Origin of the sequence: Paenibacillus sp. MY03 (assembly GCF_002165585.1) — a bacterium.
Taxonomy (GTDB): Bacteria; Bacillota; Bacilli; order Paenibacillales; family Paenibacillaceae; genus Pristimantibacillus; species Pristimantibacillus agaridevorans.
On record NZ_MXQD01000058.1, the window covers coordinates 25,744 to 44,719 of the forward strand.

Sequence of the window (18,976 nt, forward strand, 5' to 3'; positions counted from 1 at the left end):
CCTCTAATCCTCACTTTCTCGCCCTTTTGGGAATATAGTGGGAAATGTGTAAGTAGAATAAATAGTGGACACCTCGTTACGAAGAGTAGATTTATGACATGGGAGGTTTGATCAATCTCCAAGTGTTGATAGAGGGAAAACCTCCCTCTAATCCTCACTTTCTCGCCCTTTTGGGAATATAGTGGGAAATGTGTAAGTAGAATAAATAGTGGACACCTCGTTAAGAGAATTCGATAATGAATGAAATAGGAGGTGTTCACAATGGGTGAACAGCGGAATCGATACAATGAAGAGTTTAAGAAACAGACGGTAAAGTATCTGCAAGGGCAGACGAAATCGGTGGAGGACATCGCCCTCGAACTAGATATTCCCGCGAAGACGTTACATGCCTGGAAAGCGAAATTTCGAGATTTTAAGAATGAACCCGTCGCCAGTTCGGAACGCCTCCGTGAGCTCGAGCAGCTCGTTAAAGAGCAAGAACGTGAGCTCCGCGCGAAAGACCAGAGGATTTCCGATGTAGAGGAGGAGCTCGCGATTGTAAAAAAGGCTGTGCACATCTTCAGCAAACCAAGGAACAACGGTTCCAGTTCATAGAAGATCATCGCTCCGAGTTTCGTTTGGAGAAGATGTGCGAAGTCATGAGTGTTTCACGTAGCGGTTACTACAAATGGAAAAATGCAGAGATGAGCAACCAGGAGCTGCGAAAACGGACTTTAATGGAGCGGGTTTCTTACCATTTTCATGATTCTGAGCAGCGCTACGGTGCTCCAAAGATCACGTATCTCCTTCAAGAAGAAGGCCACACAGTAGCAGAGCGAACCATTGGTTTATATATGCAGGAGCTTGGCCTGCGTGCCTGTGTCTCGCGAAAGTACAAGGTGCAGACAACAGACTCGAGCCATGATTTGCCGATCGCACCTAACGTACTCAACCAAAAGTTTAAAACGGAGAAACCTAATAAGGTCTGGGTGGCAGACATTACCTACATTCCATGCAGAGAGGGCCGTTTATACTTAGCAAGCATTCTTGACCTGTGTACACGTGAGATCGTAGGCTGGCGCCTAGGGAGCCGGATGACGACCGACTTGGTACTTGGTGCGTTGCAAGACGCCTATAAAGCTAAAAAGCCAAAGAAGGGGCTGCTGCATCATTCAGATCGCGGTAGTCAATATGCATCCGATGATTACAGAAAGCAACTCAAAGCCTACAAAATGAGAGCCAGCATGAGTCGGAAAGGCAACTGCTACGACAACGCCTGTATAGAGTCATTTCATAGCGTGCTCAAGAAGGAACTCGTTTACTGCAAGCGATTCAATACGAAGCAACAGGCCTATGAAGAAATCTACAGATATATTGAGTTTTTTTACAACCGTAAACGGATCCACAGTGCACTGGGGTACTTGTCACCAGTCCGGTACGCTGCAAAATTTAATAAGAGAAAAGCGGCATAAATGATGTCTACTTTCTTGACAGAGGTCCAATGTGCCCTCTAATTCGTGCGATTTTTGGGCTCAGCGTTGTATTTGTCTGGATTAGCGGGCAGATTTCCCATTAATTTCGCAGAATCTGTTCTTGGAAAATGATGTCTACTTTCTTGACAGAGGTCCAATGTGCCCTCTAATTCGTGCGATTTTTGGGCTCAGCGTTGTATTTGTCTGGATTAGCGGGCAGATTTCCCATTAATTTCGCAGAATCTGTTCTTGGACGAGAAATAGTGGGACTTTTTCCCGTTAATGCATCAGCCATGGGTAACGTTTCCCATATTTATAATCAGAAAAAGGGGCTGTCACTTCTCTGACAGCCCCTTTTTCTCGCATCTCTAAGCCGATTTTCTCGGCTTACAGCGCTTTAGGCGCCTTCCCGTCTGCCTCTAATTCGATTTTCTCAACTAACTGCGCTTCGGCGCACTTGTTAGTGACGAGCCGCCACCATTGGAATCGGCCCATCCTTCTAATCCAATGCACATAAGCGCAGAGTCATTTATCCGCGGCCGAACTGCGCAGCATGCAGCCGGCTGTAGATGCCGCCGGCTGCAACCAGCTCATCATGACGTCCCTGCTCGCTGATGCCCTCTTCCGTGACGACGATGATCCGGTCGGCGTTTTTGATCGTCGCCAGCCTGTGCGCGATAACCAGCGTCGTACGTCCAACAGACAGCTCGGACAGCGACTGCTGGATGGCTTGCTCCGTCTCGGTGTCGAGCGCGGAAGTCGCTTCGTCGAGGATCAGGATCGGCGGGTTCTTGAGGAACATCCGCGCGATAGCCAAACGCTGCTTCTGTCCGCCGGACAGCTTTACGCCGCGTTCGCCGACGACCGTATCCAGACCGTCCGGCAACGAACCGATAAACGCCTCCAGCTTCGCCCGGCGCGCCGCTTCCATGATCGCCTCGTCGCTTGCGCCCAGCTTGCCGTAAGCGATGTTCTCGCGAATCGTACCCGCGAACAGAAAGACGTCCTGCTGCACGATGCCGATGCTCTTGCGCAGCGACTCCAGCTTCAGATCGCGTATATCATGCCCGTCGACGGTAATGCGGCCGCCGGAAATTTCATAAAATCGCGGCAGCAAGCTGCATAACGTTGTTTTGCCCGCTCCCGACGGGCCAACAAATGCAATGGTCTCCCCGGCGTTAATGGAAAGATTAATGCCGTCAAGCACCTTGGCTTCGCCTTCGTAGCCGAAATCCACATTCTCGTAACGAATATCTCCGCGAAGACGGTCCACTTCTTTTGCATCGGGTCGATCCGCCACGTCGGGTTCAGTATCCATCAGCTGAGTGTAACGTTTGAAGCCTGCGATTCCCTTCGGATAGCTCTCGATAACGGCGTTAATTTTTTCGATGGGCTTGAAGAAAATGTTCGTCAACAAAATGAACGTGAGGAAGTCGGCGTAGGACATTCCATCCGTAATGACATAATAAGCGCCCGCGATCAGCACGAACAGCGATACGACACGCATCAGCATATAGGATACGGAAGCATTCATGCCGATGATTTTGTACGAAATGAGCTTCGCCTCGCGGAACCGCAGATTGTTGCCTTTAAACAGCTTGCCTTCATGTTTCTCGTTCGCGAACGCTTGAACGACGCGAATGCCGCCAACCGTATCCTCGACGCGCGCGTTGAAGTCCGCCATGTCGCTGAAGAGGCGATTCGCCGCTTTCGTCATGCGGCCGTTGAAATAAAGCACGAGCCAAATAATGATCGGCACGATAATGAAGGTCATGATCGCCAGCATCGGATGTATGAACAGCATGATCCCGAATGCGCCTACCAGCGTCATGGCCGCGATGAACATATCCTCGGGACCGTGATGCGCCACCTCGCCAATCTCGAACAAGTCGTTCGTCAGACGAGAGATGAGATGGCCCGTCTTCGTGTTGTCGAAGAAGCGGAATGAAAGCTTCTGCACATGATCGAACAGCGCGCGACGCATATCCGTCTCGATATTGATGCCGAGCATATGCCCCCAGTAGGTGACGATATAACTCAAAAACGTGTTGATGACATAAATAAGCAGCAGCACCGCGCCTGCCGATACGATCAATCCCCAGTTCTCGTCCGGGAGCAACGTTTCGACGACGTAGCCAACGGCCAGCGGGAAGCTGAGCTCCAGTATAGCCAACAGCACCGCGCAGCTAAAATCCAGGAAAAACAGTTTCTTATAAGGCTTGTAATACGAAAAAAAACGACGCAGCATGGTAGTCTCCTGTTCATCTGTATTCGATCCTCCGTCCATGGCTGACGCCTCTAGCCGGGTTACGGTCTTGATAAAGGTTTTCAATAACCTCTTTAGCATTTTCACCTAACGCTTGTCGTGTGTCAAGGTAATCCATGACTTATAATCAAACGTTCCCGGTGCGTATATACGCTAAGTCTCCGTCCCCGGATGAATCCGATGCAAGTGATGCCTAACTCGTCCGCAAGCCTGAGCGCGAGATCGGTCGGGGCGGACTTGCTGAGCAGCAAGCCGCAGCCCATCTTGGCCGCCTTGAGCACGACCTCCGACGACAGCCTGCCGCTGAACGCGATAAGCTTATCTCCCATCCTCACGCCATGGAGCATGCTGTAGCCGTACAGCTTGTCGAGCGCGTTGTGCCTGCCGATGTCCGTCCGCACCTCAAGCAGCTCGTCAGGCGTACATAACGCCGCATTATGGACGCCACCCGTGCTGATGAAGTCCGCCGAACTCTCCTGCAACGCGGCCATCAGCGACCATACCTGCTCATCCGTCACCGTCATCCGCGTCATAATCGTCCTGGCCGTCAACATATCCCCGTGGTAATAGAACTGCCGCCCCTTCCCGCAGCAAGAGCCGATAAATCGCTTGGACGAACGCTCCCGGCCGATCGACGGTTCTCCGTCCAGCACGACGTGCGCATAGCCGCGCTCTCCATCGATCGTCAGCTTCTTTACCTGCGAGGCGCTTCGAATCGCGCCTTCGGAAGCGAGGAAACCGTACACCAGCTCCTCCTGATGCGTAGGGGAGCAAACCACCGTGCCGAATTCATCGCCGTTGAGCACGACCGTCAGCGCGTATTCGCTTGCGATCTCATCCTCCAGCTCGCGAGGGATGCCGTCTTGGCCAACATGGAGCGTCTGCCACTTCGTCACGTTGCCGCGTCCGCCGTCATCCATTCCCGTCACCTCCGCTACTCCGCTTATTCCGGTACGTCCGTCTCCAGCTCCTCTACCCGCTTCTCCACGTACTTGGCATCCTTGAGCGCATGGAAGGTATCCGCCCGCTCCACCGCAACCGACGCATTGTATTCCGGAATACCCGCAAACGGCTCGTATTGACCGGCGGCGAACAACACATTGCCTTCCGGCCAGAACAGCTCGATATTGCCGGGAGCGACCGGCGCAAGCTTGGCCCGGCCATGGAATACGCCGCCCCGGTTGTAAACGACGATAGCTTCCCCTTCCCGAATGGACAGCGCTCCGGCATCTTCGGGATGGATCAGCACATCGTACCGGTCCGCGCCGTTAAAGCTGTCCTTCTCTCCATAAATCATGGAGTTGAACTGCTTGCCGCGCCTTGTCGTCGCGTAGAATCGCCCTTCCGCCTTGCGCAGCTCAGGCAGCTCGACAGGTATCAGCTTCGCCTTGCCGTCCGGCGTCGGACATTCGCCGTCCTCGCACAGCCATGCTCCTCCCCATTGAAACACATCCCCGCGCTTGCCGAGGCGTTCGATGCCGCGATAGTATGGCGCCGCCAGCGCGATCTCCGCCCGAATCGCGGCCGCGTCCCGGAACCGGACGGCAGACGCCTCCGCCCCTTCCGGACGAATCCGCACCGCCAACTCGCCGAAAATATCCCACTCGGCGCGAGCCTCCGCGATCCGAGGTCCTTGGATCTCCGGCGAATAATAGACCATTCGCTCCGTCGATGTCGACGTGCCTCCTCCGGGCTGCTCGTATCTGGTCATGGCAGGCAAAAGGATGACCTCCTCCGCAGCATCCAGCAGCGCCGAGCTGTTAAGTACGATATCCTGGTGGACGCGCAGCTCCACCGCCTCCAGACTGGCCTTCACGGAGGCGGGATCCGGCATGGTCTCCAGGAAATTGCCGCCCGACGTGTAGAACAGCTTGAGCTTGCGCTCATGCCCTTCCGGCAGCAATGCGTTCTCCAGCGAAACGCCGACGATGTCGCCTTGCCAGTCCGGGAGCTTAAATCCCCATAGCCGCTCCAGCCGCTCGGCGTCCTCCGGCGAGAACTCGCCTCCCGGCAGGCTAAACGGATCCGCGCCCATCTCCCCGGAGCCCTGCACCCCGCTGTGCCCGCGAATGGGCATAAGACCGCAATGCTCCCTCCCCAGAAATCCCCGCAGCAGCGCGAGATTCGCCACCTGCGAAATATTGTCCGTGCCGAATCGATGCTGCGTCAGCCCCATGCTCCATACGAATACGCCGGTACGGGCTTCCGCCAGCAGCGCGGCAAACTCGCGAATCCGCTCCCGCGACAGCCCGGAGGAGGACTCCAGCAATTCCCACGGCTGCCGCTGCACATGAGCCTTGAGCTCCTCGTAACCATGAGCGTGACGCTCCACGAATGCATGATCAATCGCGGAGCCGGGGCGCTCCTCTTCCATCCGGAACCACGTCTTTATAACGCCGTGCATAAACGCGATATCCCCGCCGATGTTCACCTGATAGAAGTCGTCGGCGAGCTTCGTCCCGAACATCGCCGATTCCGGAATGGACGGGATCCAGTAGCCATCCATCGCGGGTTCTCTATAGGGGTTGATGACGATAATCCGCGTCCCCCGGCGTTTCGCTGCGTACATATATTTGGTCGAGACGGGCTGATTGTTCGCGGCCACGCTTCCCCAGAAGACAAGCACGTCTGCGCCGATCCAGTCCTTGTAGCTGCATGTCGAAGCGCCGACTCCGATAGAGCGCTTCAGTGCGGTTTTCGAAGGCGAATGGCAGATGCGCGAAGCGTTGTCGATATTGTTCGTGCCGATCCACCTGGCTGCTTTCGCCGCCGCGTAATACGTCTCGTTCGTAATGCCGCGGCCAGTCAAATAGAAAGCGATCGACTTCGGGTCCACGGCGCGCGCCTTATCCGCTATGCGAGTGAGCGCTTCGTCCCACGAGAGTCGGCGGAACTTCGTCTCTCCCCGCTCGCGAACGACGGGATAAGGCAGCCGTCCCAGCCGGCGCAATTCGGCGCTGCTGAGCTTGCGCAGCTCCTCGATGTCGGCATGCAGCAACCTTTCCGATATGGCACGCATCGTATTTAAACGCAGCACGTTCAAGCGCGTCGTGCATAAATGCGGTCCTTCCAGCGTCTGGTCGTACAAACCGGAGACGCCAAGCGCGCAGCCGTCGCAGACGCCCTGAGTCAATATTCTGTAAGCGTATGCAAGATTGTCCCGATTATCCCACGCCGCCTTCATCGTATCACGGATATGATGCGGCTTCGTTAATCCCAGCCCAAATGGCCGCTTGCTGACCCACAGCTTGGTGTCCGGCCGCATGGGCAGCTTGATTCGTCCGGTATGCTGCGTCCTCCCCATCCTCTCGCCCTCCTGTCTTTACGTCCCAAAAGCAAAAGGACCGTCTGCGCGAATGATGACACCAGCGATTGGCTTGCTCATTCCATGACGGTCCTGATTCTGGTTGCGCCTTGCTTGCGGTCAGTGTAACAAGAAATCGGCTTGCGGGCAATCCCTTGTTCGCGGCCGCCAAGCAGCAAACTTCGTCCCCCGCTAGTTATGCCGGCAGCATCTCCACCGCTGCTTGCTTGCCGCTGAGCTGTATGCCCGTCGCTTTCTTCCCGCTCCCCGACAAGTCGGCTACCAAGCGTTCCAGCAGCGCCTTCGCCTTTGGCCCCTCCTTGCCGGAGATCTTGACGACGAGCAGCACCCGGTTGCCGGAATCCAGCAGCTTGGCCGCCTGCCTCAGCTTCGTATCGTAATCATGATCCTCGATGTCCGGCGTCAACCGAAGCTCTTTGACCTTGCCGGAGCCTTCCTTCAAGCGGCTCTCCTTGTTCTCTTGATCCCGCTGCGCCTTAGCCGAGCCGCGGCTTACCAGCTTGCAGGGCGGGGGACTGCTCATCAGCGACGTGCAGACGAGATCCGCCTTGGCCTCCTTGGCGAGCGCGAGCGCCTCCTGGCGGGACAACACGCCGAGAGACTCGCCATTCAGCCCCGTCAGCAGCACCTCGGAGCTTTTTATTTGTTCGTTCATCAAAAGTTTGCCTGACATATCGCGTTTCCTTCCTTTCCGTACTTGCATTCATTCCTTCCCAAACTTGCATGAGAAAACCTCTATCGAGGCCTCTCAACGATGAGCGACCGCGTTTAAATGTAGGTTTTATCGCCAATAAGAAAGCCGTTTTCGAAGACCGAAAACTTATACTTTCTTATGTGGTAAGAGAAGCGGGCTCTCCCTGCATTATACGTCAAGGGCGCCTTTTTGACGAACGCCCCGGATAGGCTTTACCTCGACAGCCATGTCGCCGCCGGCTTCCCTCAGCTTCTTGCGCCCCCGCCAGCGCATAAACGACAGCGCTCCTCGGAGATATTCATCCATTATCATTGCAACGTAGATGCCCGTCAGCCCCCAGCCCAGCCCGATGCCGAACCAATAGGAAACCCCGGTGGCAATGACGGATAACGAGCTTAGCGAGATCCACATCGTGTACTTTGTATCGCCGACGGCGTTCAACGAGTTCTGAAGCGCCATGTTGACCATTTTGCCAGGCTGCAGAAGGATGTTAAGACCCAGAAGCGAAACGCCGAACGCGACGATGGTGCTATCTTGCGTGAACAAGCCAAGCACCGGTTTGCCGATCGCATAGATGACTAGGGCGTTTACGAAGACAAGTCCCAGACCGATCGCCAGCCCCCGATACGCCGTTCTGTAAGCCTCTTGCATATGGCCTGCCCCGAACAGATGGGCGATCTGGATTTGCAGTGCCAATGCGATGGAATATCCCAGCATAAAGCAGAACGATTCCAGCGTGTTCATATACGTCCGCGCCGCCAGCTCCGCCGCGCCGATCATGGCATATAGGAGAATATCGCCATCTGGGAGAACACCCAGCATGACATATTGACGCCCAGCGGCCAGCCGATGCGTATGATTTCGCCGAACAATCCGCGATCGAACAGCTTGAAGTCGCGGAGCGCGATGCGGCGTTCGAATGTATGCAGGAACATGTAGAGCAGCACCAATACGGCCAGCAGACGGCAGATAACGGTGGAGAGCGCCACGCCAAGCAGACCCAGCTTCGGGAAACCCCACACTCCGAAAATAAACGCGTAATTCAGCGCAACGTGAACGACGTTCATTCCGATGGCGATATACATAGGGCCTTTCGTATTGCCGGTGTTGCGGATAGCCGTGCTGAGCGACGACATCAGCGCGACCAACACCATGCCGCCGCCAACGATGGACACATACGTTTCCGCTAAAGGAAGCAGCTCGCTTGGCAGCTGGAGCCAAGCCGATATCTCCTTCGGATACAAATAAAGCACGACGCTGAGCAACAGTCCCAGCCCGCCGCTGACGGTCAGCGACATGATGCCGATTTTCCTTGCATCCTCGCCCTTTCTTGCCCCCAGCTTCTGAGCGATCAAAATGCCGGCTCCGCTTGCTACCGTCACGAACAACGTCATGACCGCCGAAAATAATTGATTCGAAAACCCCACTACGGCAACCGCATCGTCCGAGATGCGGCTGACCATCAACGTATCTGCCGCTCCAAGCAGAAACTGAAGGAACAGCTCGATGAAAATAGGCCAGGCGAGCGCCCATAATGTTAGTTTTTTGGCAGTATGATCCATGTTGCAGCCTCCCGCCGGGGATCTGCATAACAGCCCCTCATGTAGCTTGATGTCTTCTTGCATTATAGTTGGTATACTGAAAAAAAGGGTTCATAATTTCAACCGAAACTTTCAATATTCCAACCTGCTGTTTAGGAGGTTTACCGCAATAGGAGGATTGCCACGTTAGGAGGATTTCCGCATTATGAGCATTATCGAATTTACGGTTCCGCCGTTGCCGCATTACATAATAGGAGGACATGCCGACATGCCGCCAGGGCGAAAGCATCCCGCACGCAGAGCCATCGGCGTATTCGATCTGATCGTCGTAATCAAGGGAAGCCTCTATCTGGGCGAAGAAGATCGCCATTACGAAGTGAGTGCCGGCCATGTGCTGATCCTGCGCCCGGATGCGGAACATTATCCGACGCGCGCTTGCGAGGAGGACACGGAATATTATTGGGCGCATTTCCACACGCTTGGAGGCTGGTCCGTAGCGGAGGATATGCTCGCCCCTGCGAGAATGAGCGATTCCGCCGAGCCCGTGCCCGTCGCCGAACAATTCGCGCCGCGCCTGTTCGTCAAGCGGATTCCTCAATTCGCCAAAGCCGTCAAGCTGACCGTGCTGGAAAACAAGCTGCAGCAGCTGTCCCAGATGAGCATCAATGATCATATTCACGGCGTCCGCTGGAAGCAGCAGCTCCTCTTCCAGGAGGTTATCGACCTGCTGTCCGCTTCGGTCGAAGCCGGATCGCCGACGCCGGCGCTCGCGTGCGCCGAGAAAGCCGCCTCCTACCTCCGGCATCATTACCGGGAGGACATAACCGCTCAGTCGCTCGGCGAGAGCATCAACTTCCACCCCGTCTACATCGCACGCTGCATGAAACGCGAGTTCGGCTGCTCGCCGTTCGACTACCTGCTGCGCTTCCGCATCCAGCAGGCCAAGCTGCTGCTGCTGCAGACGGATCTGTCCGTCTCGCGCATCGCCGAGGAGGTCGGCTTCAATCAGTCGGCCTACTTCGCGACTTGCTTCGCCAGGTTCGAGGGTCTGTCGCCGCGCCAATACCGCCAGCGGTTCTCGCTGAATTAATTTTAGTCCGCCAAATTGGGAGGCAAGGGGCACGGTATGATTTTTCGAGTACATTGCTACGGTTTGGGGCTACTGCGGCGTATCGTGTATGATTTTTCGAACACGTACACTACTTTGCGGTTGCGAAAAAAACACTATCCTCTTTCAAAAGAGTCGTAGAACTCCCATGAAATCGGATAGTGTTTTTGTAGAACCTTGTTTACATTCAGCCGGTATAGGACGACTCGACCGCCCCTTAACTAATACATCGGCTCCACGCGCACCGCGCATACCTTAAAGCCCGGCATCCGGCAGGTGGGATCGAGCGCTTCGTGCGTCAGCTTGTTCACGCTTTGCGTGTCGCCCCAATGCATGGGGACGAATACCGTGTCCTGGCGGATCGCGGACGAGTACCGGCTGCGCAGGAAGATGCTGCCTCTGCGCGATGTCACCGTGACGAGCTCTCCTTCGCCGATTCTCAGCTTGCGCGCCGTTGCCGGGTGCAGCTCGACAAAGGATTCCACGTCACGCGAAGCCAACGAAGGACTGCGGCGCGTCTGCACGCCGGTCAAGTAATGCGTCAGCACCCTGCCCGTCGTCAGATACAAAGGGTATTCCCCATCCGTCATCTCCTTGGGAAAGTGGTTCTCTACCGCTACCATCTCCGCTTTGCCGTCGGCATGGGCGAACCGTTCCTCGAACAGCCGCCGCTCTCCGGGATGGTCCACGGACGGACACGGCCAGTATACGCCTTCTTCGCGTCTCAGGCGGTCATACGTAATGCCGTAATAGTCGGCAATGCCGCCCTTGCTCGCGAGGCGCAGCTCCTCGAATATATCCTCGGCCTTGTCGTACTGGAACCAGCGATCCCTGCCCAGCAAGCGGGCAATGTCGCAGAGCACCTGCCAGTCATGGCGCGTCTCCCCCGGCGCGGGCCGCATCGCCTCCCGAAGCAGAACCCGGCCCTCCAAATTCGTCATCGTGCCCTCGTTCTCCAGATATGCCGTAACCGGCAGCAGCAAATCCGCCATTCGCCCCGTTTCCGAGACGAACATGTCCGCCACGATCAGGAAATCCAGCTTCTCGATCGCCTCCTGGACGAAGTTGGCGTTGGGATTGGAGACGACGGGGTTGGAGCCCATGAGGAACAGAGTCCGGATCTCCCCGGCATGCACCTTCTCCATCATCTCGTAAGCGGAGACGCCTTTGCCCGGAAGCTCATCCGGCTCGATGCCCCACACGCCGGCCACGTAAGCACGGTGCTCGGGGTTGTCGATCATCCGGTATCCGGGCAACTGGTCGGCCTTCTGACCATGCTCGCGCCCGCCCTGGCCGTTGGCTTGGCCGGTGACCGCTCCATATCCGCAGCCTTTACGGCCGATCTTGCCCGTCGCGAGTACAAGGTTAAGCAGATTGCGCACCGACATATAGCCGTCCGTCTGCTGCTCGACTCCCCGCGCTGTAAATACCATGCCCGTGACCGCTTCGCCGAAAGCCTTCCCAGCCGCGCGAATCTCGTCTTCGCTTACGCCCGTCATATCCGCGATCTCCGCCATATCCATGCTTTCAAGGTGGTTAAGCACGTCGGAGAATCCTCTTGTCCGCCGCTCGACAAAAGCTTCGTCGACCAACCCCGCCTCGAAGACCGCCTTCAATACGCCGTTCGTGAGGGCTGCGTCCATCCCCGGCTTCACCTTAAGATGCAGATCGGCTAGCTTGGCCGTGGCCGTCTCACGGGGATCGATGACGATGAGATAAGCGCCGTTCTCCTTCGCCCTCGTGAAGTAGGGCATAAGAGTAGGCTGGCATTCCGCGATGTTGGTGCCCGACAGAATAATGCAGCGGGCATGCTCGATATCGGAGAGAGCATTCGTCAGGCCACGATCGATGCCGAACGTCTTGTTGCCTGCCGACGCCGCCGCGGACATGCAGAACCGCCCGTTGTAGTCGATATGCTTCGACTGAAGCGCCACCCGCGTGAACTTGCCGAGCAGGTATGCCGTTTCGTTGGTCAGAGATCCGCCTCCGTACACGCCGATGCTGTCGCGTCCGTATTGGCTTCGTGCCGCCGCGAAACGCTCTTCGATGATGGAATAGGCTTCCGCCCAAGACACCCGCATCATCTTGCCGTTCTTCCTCGCCATGGGGTACAGCAAGCGATCCCCCGTCAGCGCATGCTGGTATGCATTCATTCCCTTTACGCAGAGACGGCCCTCCGAAGCCGCGTTAGGCAATGCCGTAATCGTATAAGCGGCCTCGCCGGCCGCATTTCTTTCCTCGACGACCTGCATTTTGCATTGCACGCTGCAGAATGGGCATTGCGTCTTCATTACGAATGGCGATTCGCCGCCCTCCGTTATCTCCATGACTTTATTCATCCGCGAACACCTCCGCCATCTCGAACTCCGGCGCAAGACCGGCCGTTACCGCCAATCCAAGCTCCGCCAGCAGCAATTGCCGGTTGGATGGATGGAGCAGCCGTTCCCGGACGCCCACAAGGCCGAGCTCGGTTAGCCATTCGCCGACAGGCTGCCCGTAATTGGCCGACATTCGGTACCATTGCAGCAAAGCCAGACTGATCTCGAGCGCGTCCTCATCCTTCAACTGGGAGAGCAGCAGCTCGCCTTGCCTGACAACGGCCCCTCCTCCCGCACCCGCGGTACGGCGTCCGTCGCTGCCCCCGGCATAAAGCTCCCATCCGCCAGGGGCACCGGCCAATCCGAGATCCTTGGCCAGCGTTCCCGCGAGATGCAACGGACTTGCCGATACGCCAACTGCTAGATTCGTTGGGAAAACCACGCCAGCGAGCCTGCTCTCCAATGCTTCGCTCATCGCAACGGAATCCCTGAGCGCCGCACGTTCGGCGAGCAGCCCAGGGCTGGCTTCGATTCGCGCAGAACCGTCGCCGGGAGACCCGCCGCAATGCCAGTAGGGCTTGATGACCGCACCCCTCCCCGCACCCGCGAGCGCCGAGTAGTAGCGGACGGCGGGAACGCAGACGCCGCACCCTTCGGCCGTGCTCCAACCCAGCCTTCCGAGCGCAGTCCCGACGGATCCCGCATGGGCCGATCCGGCAGCATCTGCTGCAGTCGCATGGATCGCTTCCCGGAGCTCCTCGTGGCTCATGTCGGTGCAGCCGCATACGGGCCGTTTCCGCGCGCCCCCTTCCGCGCCGTTCGCCAGCGCGTAGGCGATAATGGCTTCCACCACAGGCTTGCATCCGCCGCAAGAGCTCGAGGCTCGCGTGCAGTCGCGCACTTCCGGCAGCGTCCTTAGCCCTTGCTCGCAAACGGCGGACATCAACGCGCCTTTCTTCACGCCGTTGCAGGAACAGACCGTCTCGGCGTCCGGCATCGTCGCCGCGTATTCAACGCCGGAGGCGGCCCCGCCGGACTCCGCTTCCTCCAGCACGGACACATCCGCGCCGCGCTGAATGTAACGGAGCAGCCCGTTGCCCTGCGAAGTATCGCCAAACAGAACGGCTCCGACAATGCGGCTGCCTTCCAGCGTTATTTTGCTATAGGTGCGACGGAGTCCGTCATACTTCGTAATCGAAACCGTTTCGCCCGATTCCCTGATCTCTCCCGCCGAAAATACGTCGACTCCGGATACCTTCAGCTGCGAATATAGCGTAGAGCCCGCATACCCTTCCGTCTCCCTGCCGCAAATCGCCTTGGCGAGCACTTTGCCTTGCTCGTATAGCGGAGCGACTAGGCCATACGCGATCCCCCGATGCTCCGCGCATTCGCCGACCGCATAGATGCCGGGAACGTTCGTCTCCATGTAGTCGTTGACGACGACGGCCCGATTCGTCTCGATGCCGCTCGCCGCCGCCAGCTTCACGTTGGGACGAATGCCAACGGCGAAGACGACAAGATCCGTCTCGATCCGCGCGCCGTCCCTGAATTGAAGACCTTCCACCCGTTTCCTGCCCAAAATACGCTCCGATTGTTTCTCCAGCAGGAAACGCATTCCTTGTCCTTCGAGCTCCTTGCGCAGCATCTCCGACGCGGTGGGGTCAAGCTGTCTCTCCATAATATAGCCGTGGATATGGACGACCGACACATCCATGCCCAGATTCAGCAAGCCGCGCGCAGCCTCCAGACCGAGCAGGCCGCCTCCGATTACGACAGCCCGCTTGAACGTGCGGGATGCTTCTATTAATGCATTGCAATCCTTAATATTCCGAAAAGCCAGCACGCCCGGTTTGTCCGCGCCCGGCAGCGGCAGCATAAACGGATCCGACCCCGTCGCGAGAATCAGCTTGTCGTAATCCACTTCTCGACCCGCGGAGGTCCTCACTCTCCGGCGCCCCGTATCGATGGCGACAGCTTCTTCTCCCTTATGCAGCACGATGCCGCGCTCGTCGTACCAGGATTGGGTATTCATCGTAATGTCCTCGATCGAGGTGTTTCCTTGGAGCACCTTGGATAACAGGATTCGATTATAGTTGGTATGCGGCTCGCTGCCAATAATCGTAATGTCGAACCGATCCGGCTCCAGAGCCAGTATCTCTTCGACGCATCGGACGCCCGCCATGCCGTTTCCAATCAGAACGAGTCTGCTCTTCATGGATGAACACTCCCCACATCGTAGATATAGTAACAACTTGTGTTATATATATATCCCGATATCACACTACCCCATCTATAATGTCATATTACGTGACACATATATTCTAACTTTAAAGGATGGCAGGGGAAATGACAATAGTCGCGTAATAATTCATCACACAATTATTGGGGCATAACGTGTTTCATCGCCCGATAAGCGTAGGCGTTATTACCGATCACGCTTTCGAGAACACGCCTTCCGTAAGCAGCTTGAAGTCGAAGTCCGACAGCGACTCCGCCCGGTAACAGCGATCCGACGGATCGAACGATAACAGCTTGGTCAGCGTATTCGGCACGATCACGCAGTGCATCCCCGCCGCGACCGCCGCCCGCGCTCCGTTTGGCGAATCCTCGATTGCGACTGCCTCGTCCGCCCGCACGCCAAGCGCTTCAATCGCGCTAAGATACAGCTCCGGATCGGGTTTCACCTGGCTCACGTCATCTGCCGACCGGATAACCTCGAAATATTCGCGGATATCCAACTGGTCCAAATATTTATCGATCCAGGCACGATCGGAACTGGATGCGAGACCGATGCGCAGCCCCGCTTCCTTGGCCATCTTCAAATATTCCCGGATGCCCGCCCGCACTTCCTCCACATTCATTCTGGCCGTATGGTCTGCGCGGATTCGATTGCGGAACTCCGCTACATCGATGGGCAGTCCCAGCTCTGTCGCAAGGTACTCGTACGGGTTGAACAGATGCAAGCTCGTACCGAGACATTGCGAATATTGCTCGACGCCAAGGTCGACGCCATGTTCTTTGTAAGCATCCCGGAAGGCATAATACCATGCCGTCTCCGTATCGATGATCGTTCCGTCAAAGTCAAAAATAATCGCTTTAATCATTTCCTTTCCCCTTTCCGTTCATAAATCGTAGGAGCTACTGCAAGTTGAACGCGACCTCCAGATCGCGGATACAAGAATCTTCGATGTGGACAATATCCCCTAGCGCGCGGGCTGCAAGCACGGATTTCGCGCTGTATTCCGCAACCTCCAGCCGGTCGAATGCCTCAAGCAGACTTTTACCCGTTACGATTACGCAGTTGTTCTCGACGATGGCCAGCGGCGTACTGACATTTAACAATCGGGCGGTTTGCTCCGGATCGCGATAGACGGCGTCGAACGGCAGCTTCGGCGTGCCTCGCAACAAAATATAGCTTTCCGGAATCGTTCGGGAATCGAATGCAAGCTCCGTTACGGCAAACGCCATAATATGAGGCGGGTGCGCAATCAACACGGCGTTGACGTGGGGCTGGCTTTCGTAGATCGCCTTATGCAACAGAACGGATTTGCTGGGCACCTTTCCTTCTTCCGTTTTGCCATCCTTGATCGTAATCAAATCGGAAGGCTCCATATAGTTGCGATCCAGCCCATAAGGCGTAATGACAAAATCATTGCCCTCCGTTCTACGGGAAAACGTGCCCTGCGTGCTGGTAAACAGCCGTTGATCATAAGATCGCCGAATGAAATTGCACATTTCTTTCCGGGCTCCGTTTTCCAGCGTTGTTCTGCCCTGAGGCTTATAACTTTCGTATGCGACATCGCCTTTGCTCCGCACCATCTCGTAATTTTCGTCCGTGAGCAGCTTCGGTTCCCCGATCCGCCGGGCTTCGATTTCAAGCCGTGCGCAAAAATCCAAAGTCTCGAACATTTGAAACGCCTTAAACAGATTGTCCGCTCCTATGACGACGCCGTGATTTTCCAACATAACGGTATCGTATCCCTTGACGAACACGTCCGCGATTTTCCGCCCCAGCTCTTCGCTGCCGGGAAGGGCGTATTCGGCCATGCCGATCGGACCGCATATTCGACGTTCGTTCGGAAGCAGGCGCGTGTCGGGAATTCGCCGAACGATGCTAAAGGATACGAGCGCCGGGGGATGGGCATGAATGATGGCTTTAAGATCCGGCCGCGACTTATAGATCAGATTGTGAAACGGAAACTCGCTGGAAGGCCTGTGCACGCCCTCTACCGTGCCGTCCGCTTTTACGCAGACCATATCCCTGGCGGTAAGCGAGCCTTTATCTATACCGGCGGGGGTGATCCAGATATCCCCTTTATCGTCCTTGATAGACAGGTTGCCGCCCGACGTAGTCGTCATTCCGTATTTGTAAATACGCTCCATAAACAGAAGGAGTTGGTCTCCCGGATGCATGTATTCCTGTTTCATTGCAATCGCCTCACATTTCCGTTTGTTTTTGTTTTTATTTGATTTCTTTTATTATACCGCAAATTTAATGGCGGGAAGTGAGATTTTTGTCACAAGCGGTAACAAAGTGAAACGCTGTCGCCGTCCTTTGGCGGCGCAAACCGTTTCATTCCGAGAACTCCAAGTCCGGATAAAGCGCAAAAAGGTATTCATTTTCAGAATATAAAAAAGCCCGCTGCATGACGGTGAGCAAGCCCGAAGGCCCGCACGCCGCCAATGGCGGACTGATTGCAGCATGTATTCCCCGATGCGTTAGTGGCCTCCGGAATGGGCATGATCGCCCTCCGCTACCGCCGAAGGATCTAGCTTGCTTCTGCCCATAAAGAACGACCCAAGCAGCGCCAGAGCAGCCGGAACAATCGCGATGGCGAACGTTAACGTAATCGACGAGGAGAGGGCAGACACAATCGTATCCAGCACCTCGGCCGGCATTTCGGCGCGTTTCTCTGGAGCCAGCAGCTCCCTGGGATCGCCGCCGACGGCAGGACCGCCCGTGGCGCCGCCAAACGCTTCATTCAATCGGCTGGAGAAGTAGTTGCTCTGAATAATGCCGAATACGGTAATGCCTACGGTCATCCCCAGCGAGCGGATGAAGTTGAGGGTAGAGCTCGCCGTGCCGCGCTGACGAATGGAGACGCCATGAATGGCCGCATTGCTGAGCACCGAAAACGATGCGCCAATACCCAGACCGAGCAGAATCATGTACAGCGTCACCTGCAGCTTGCCGGACTCCGGAGACAGCGTCGTGACGAGCACCGTGCCTGTGACAAGCAAGATCAGCGTAGAGACCATGACGTTTCGATACGGTATTTTCGTCATGAGCACGCCGCCGAGCGTAGCCGTCACGACGGAGCCGAGCATCATAGGCAGCAGCACGAGACCTGAATTCGTCGCCGTGCCGCCGAGCACGCCCTGAATGAAGATCGGGATATAGACCGATGCCACGATGAAGGCCGCGCCGCTGAAAAACGCAACGATAATGCTAGTCGAATACAGACGATTTCGGAAAAGCGAATACGAGATGATAGGCTCCTTGGCCTTCGTCTCCACATACAGGAACACGATTAGCAGCAGCACGCATGCCGCAAACATGCCGATAATTTGCCACGAGTCCCATGCAAAGGTTTTGCCGCCCAGCTCCAGCGCGAACATAAGAGCCACGACGGAACCGATCAGGGTAACGGCTCCCGTCCAATCGATCGGTTGTTTGGAATGCTCCAGCGATTCCTTGTAGAAAAACGCGATCATGCAGAGGGACAGAAGTCCAAGCGGCAGGTTGATGTAGAACACCCACTCCCACGCGATATGATCCGTAATATAGGCGCCCAAAAGCGGCCCGAAAATGCTCGACATGCCGAATACGGCTCCGAACAGGCCTCCCAGCTTGCCCCGGGATTCAAGCGGTACCGCATCGAACATAATCGTGAACGACGTCGGTACCATCGCTCCTGCCCCGATGCCTTGCACGGCGCGGAACAATGCCAGCTCCTCAATCGAAGAAGCCGTCCCGCATAAAGCGGAGCCGATCATGAAGACGATAATGCCGAAGACAAAAAATCGTTTCCGTCCATACATATCGGATAGCTTGCCGAAGATCGGCATGCCCGCCATTTCGGCAATCATGTAGGCGGAGGTTACCCATACGAATTTGTCCAGCCCGCCTAGCTCGCCGACGATGTTGCCCATCGCCGTGGCGACGATCGTATTGTCCATCGAAGCCATAAGGATGCCGAGCAGAAGGCCGGCGATAACGATGCCGAGATTTTTGTTTTTTACCGTTGCAGTCACGCTTCACGCAACCTTTCT

General features: G+C 56.2%; 12 protein-coding genes and 1 pseudogene. 3 read left to right on the forward strand and 10 right to left on the reverse strand.

The genetic code is table 11. The features are described from left to right. Positions 1-261 precede the first annotated feature (261 nt). Together B1748_RS37275 and B1748_RS36605 are read left to right on the forward strand one after the other, a co-directional pair. Complete coding sequence (locus tag B1748_RS37275) at positions 262-594, forward strand: transposase (protein ID WP_087571943.1); 333 nt, start codon at positions 262-264, stop codon at positions 592-594. Beyond that, positions 591-1,451 (forward strand): IS3 family transposase, encoded by an 861-nt coding sequence (locus tag B1748_RS36605; RefSeq protein ID WP_256976065.1) that lies wholly within the window; start codon positions 591-593, stop codon positions 1,449-1,451. Before B1748_RS37275 ends, B1748_RS36605 begins: the two co-directional genes overlap by 4 nt. A 529-nt stretch (positions 1,452-1,980) precedes the next feature. Here the strand turns inward: B1748_RS36605 and B1748_RS31555 are convergent. The 5 genes and pseudogenes from B1748_RS31555 to B1748_RS31575 form a co-directional block, all read right to left on the reverse strand. Then, positions 1,981-3,699 (reverse strand): ABC transporter ATP-binding protein, encoded by a 1,719-nt coding sequence (locus tag B1748_RS31555; RefSeq protein WP_087571960.1) that lies wholly within the window; start codon positions 3,697-3,699, stop codon positions 1,981-1,983. 122 nt (positions 3,700-3,821) lie between these two features. Next, on the reverse strand, positions 3,822-4,637 hold the full coding sequence (fdhD, locus tag B1748_RS31560) for a formate dehydrogenase accessory sulfurtransferase FdhD (protein ID WP_087571944.1): 816 nt from the start codon (positions 4,635-4,637) through the stop codon (positions 3,822-3,824). 23 nt (positions 4,638-4,660) lie between these two features. Next, the gene (locus B1748_RS31565; RefSeq protein ID WP_087571945.1) at positions 4,661-7,021 is read right to left on the reverse strand and encodes an FdhF/YdeP family oxidoreductase; all 2,361 of its coding nucleotides are present in this window, start codon (positions 7,019-7,021) and stop codon (positions 4,661-4,663) included. 196 nt (positions 7,022-7,217) lie between these two features. Beyond that, entirely contained in the window at positions 7,218-7,715 is a 498-nt protein-coding gene (infC, locus tag B1748_RS31570) for a translation initiation factor IF-3 (RefSeq protein ID WP_087571946.1), read from the reverse strand. A gap of 189 nt (positions 7,716-7,904) precedes the next feature. After that, positions 7,905-9,298: pseudogene (locus tag B1748_RS31575) on the reverse strand (MATE family efflux transporter). A gap of 184 nt (positions 9,299-9,482) precedes the next feature. Between B1748_RS31575 and B1748_RS31580 the strand changes: the two are divergent. After that, the gene (locus B1748_RS31580) at positions 9,483-10,367 is read left to right on the forward strand and encodes an AraC family transcriptional regulator (RefSeq protein ID WP_087571947.1); all 885 of its coding nucleotides are present in this window, start codon (positions 9,483-9,485) and stop codon (positions 10,365-10,367) included. A gap of 239 nt (positions 10,368-10,606) precedes the next feature. Here the strand turns inward: B1748_RS31580 and nasC are convergent, their stop codons facing one another. The 5 genes from nasC to B1748_RS31605 form a co-directional block, all read right to left on the reverse strand. Continuing rightward, positions 10,607-12,724, reverse strand: coding sequence for an assimilatory nitrate reductase catalytic subunit NasC (nasC, locus tag B1748_RS31585; protein ID WP_256976060.1), 2,118 nt, complete (start codon positions 12,722-12,724; stop codon positions 10,607-10,609). Further along, entirely contained in the window at positions 12,717-14,918 is a 2,202-nt protein-coding gene (nirB, locus tag B1748_RS31590) for a nitrite reductase large subunit NirB (RefSeq protein WP_087571948.1), read from the reverse strand. Before nirB ends, nasC begins: the two co-directional genes overlap by 8 nt. A 217-nt stretch (positions 14,919-15,135) precedes the next feature. Further along, entirely contained in the window at positions 15,136-15,807 is a 672-nt protein-coding gene (locus B1748_RS31595) for an HAD family hydrolase (RefSeq protein WP_087571949.1), read from the reverse strand. Positions 15,808-15,841: 34 nt separating this feature from the next. After that, positions 15,842-17,131: a class II aldolase/adducin family protein gene (locus B1748_RS31600; RefSeq protein WP_087571950.1), complete on the reverse strand. Its 1,290-nt coding sequence runs from the start codon at positions 17,129-17,131 to the stop codon at positions 15,842-15,844. Positions 17,132-17,422: 291 nt separating this feature from the next. Next, the gene (locus tag B1748_RS31605) at positions 17,423-18,958 is read right to left on the reverse strand and encodes an MFS transporter (RefSeq protein WP_256976061.1); all 1,536 of its coding nucleotides are present in this window, start codon (positions 18,956-18,958) and stop codon (positions 17,423-17,425) included. Between the last annotated feature and the right edge of the window lie 18 nt (positions 18,959-18,976).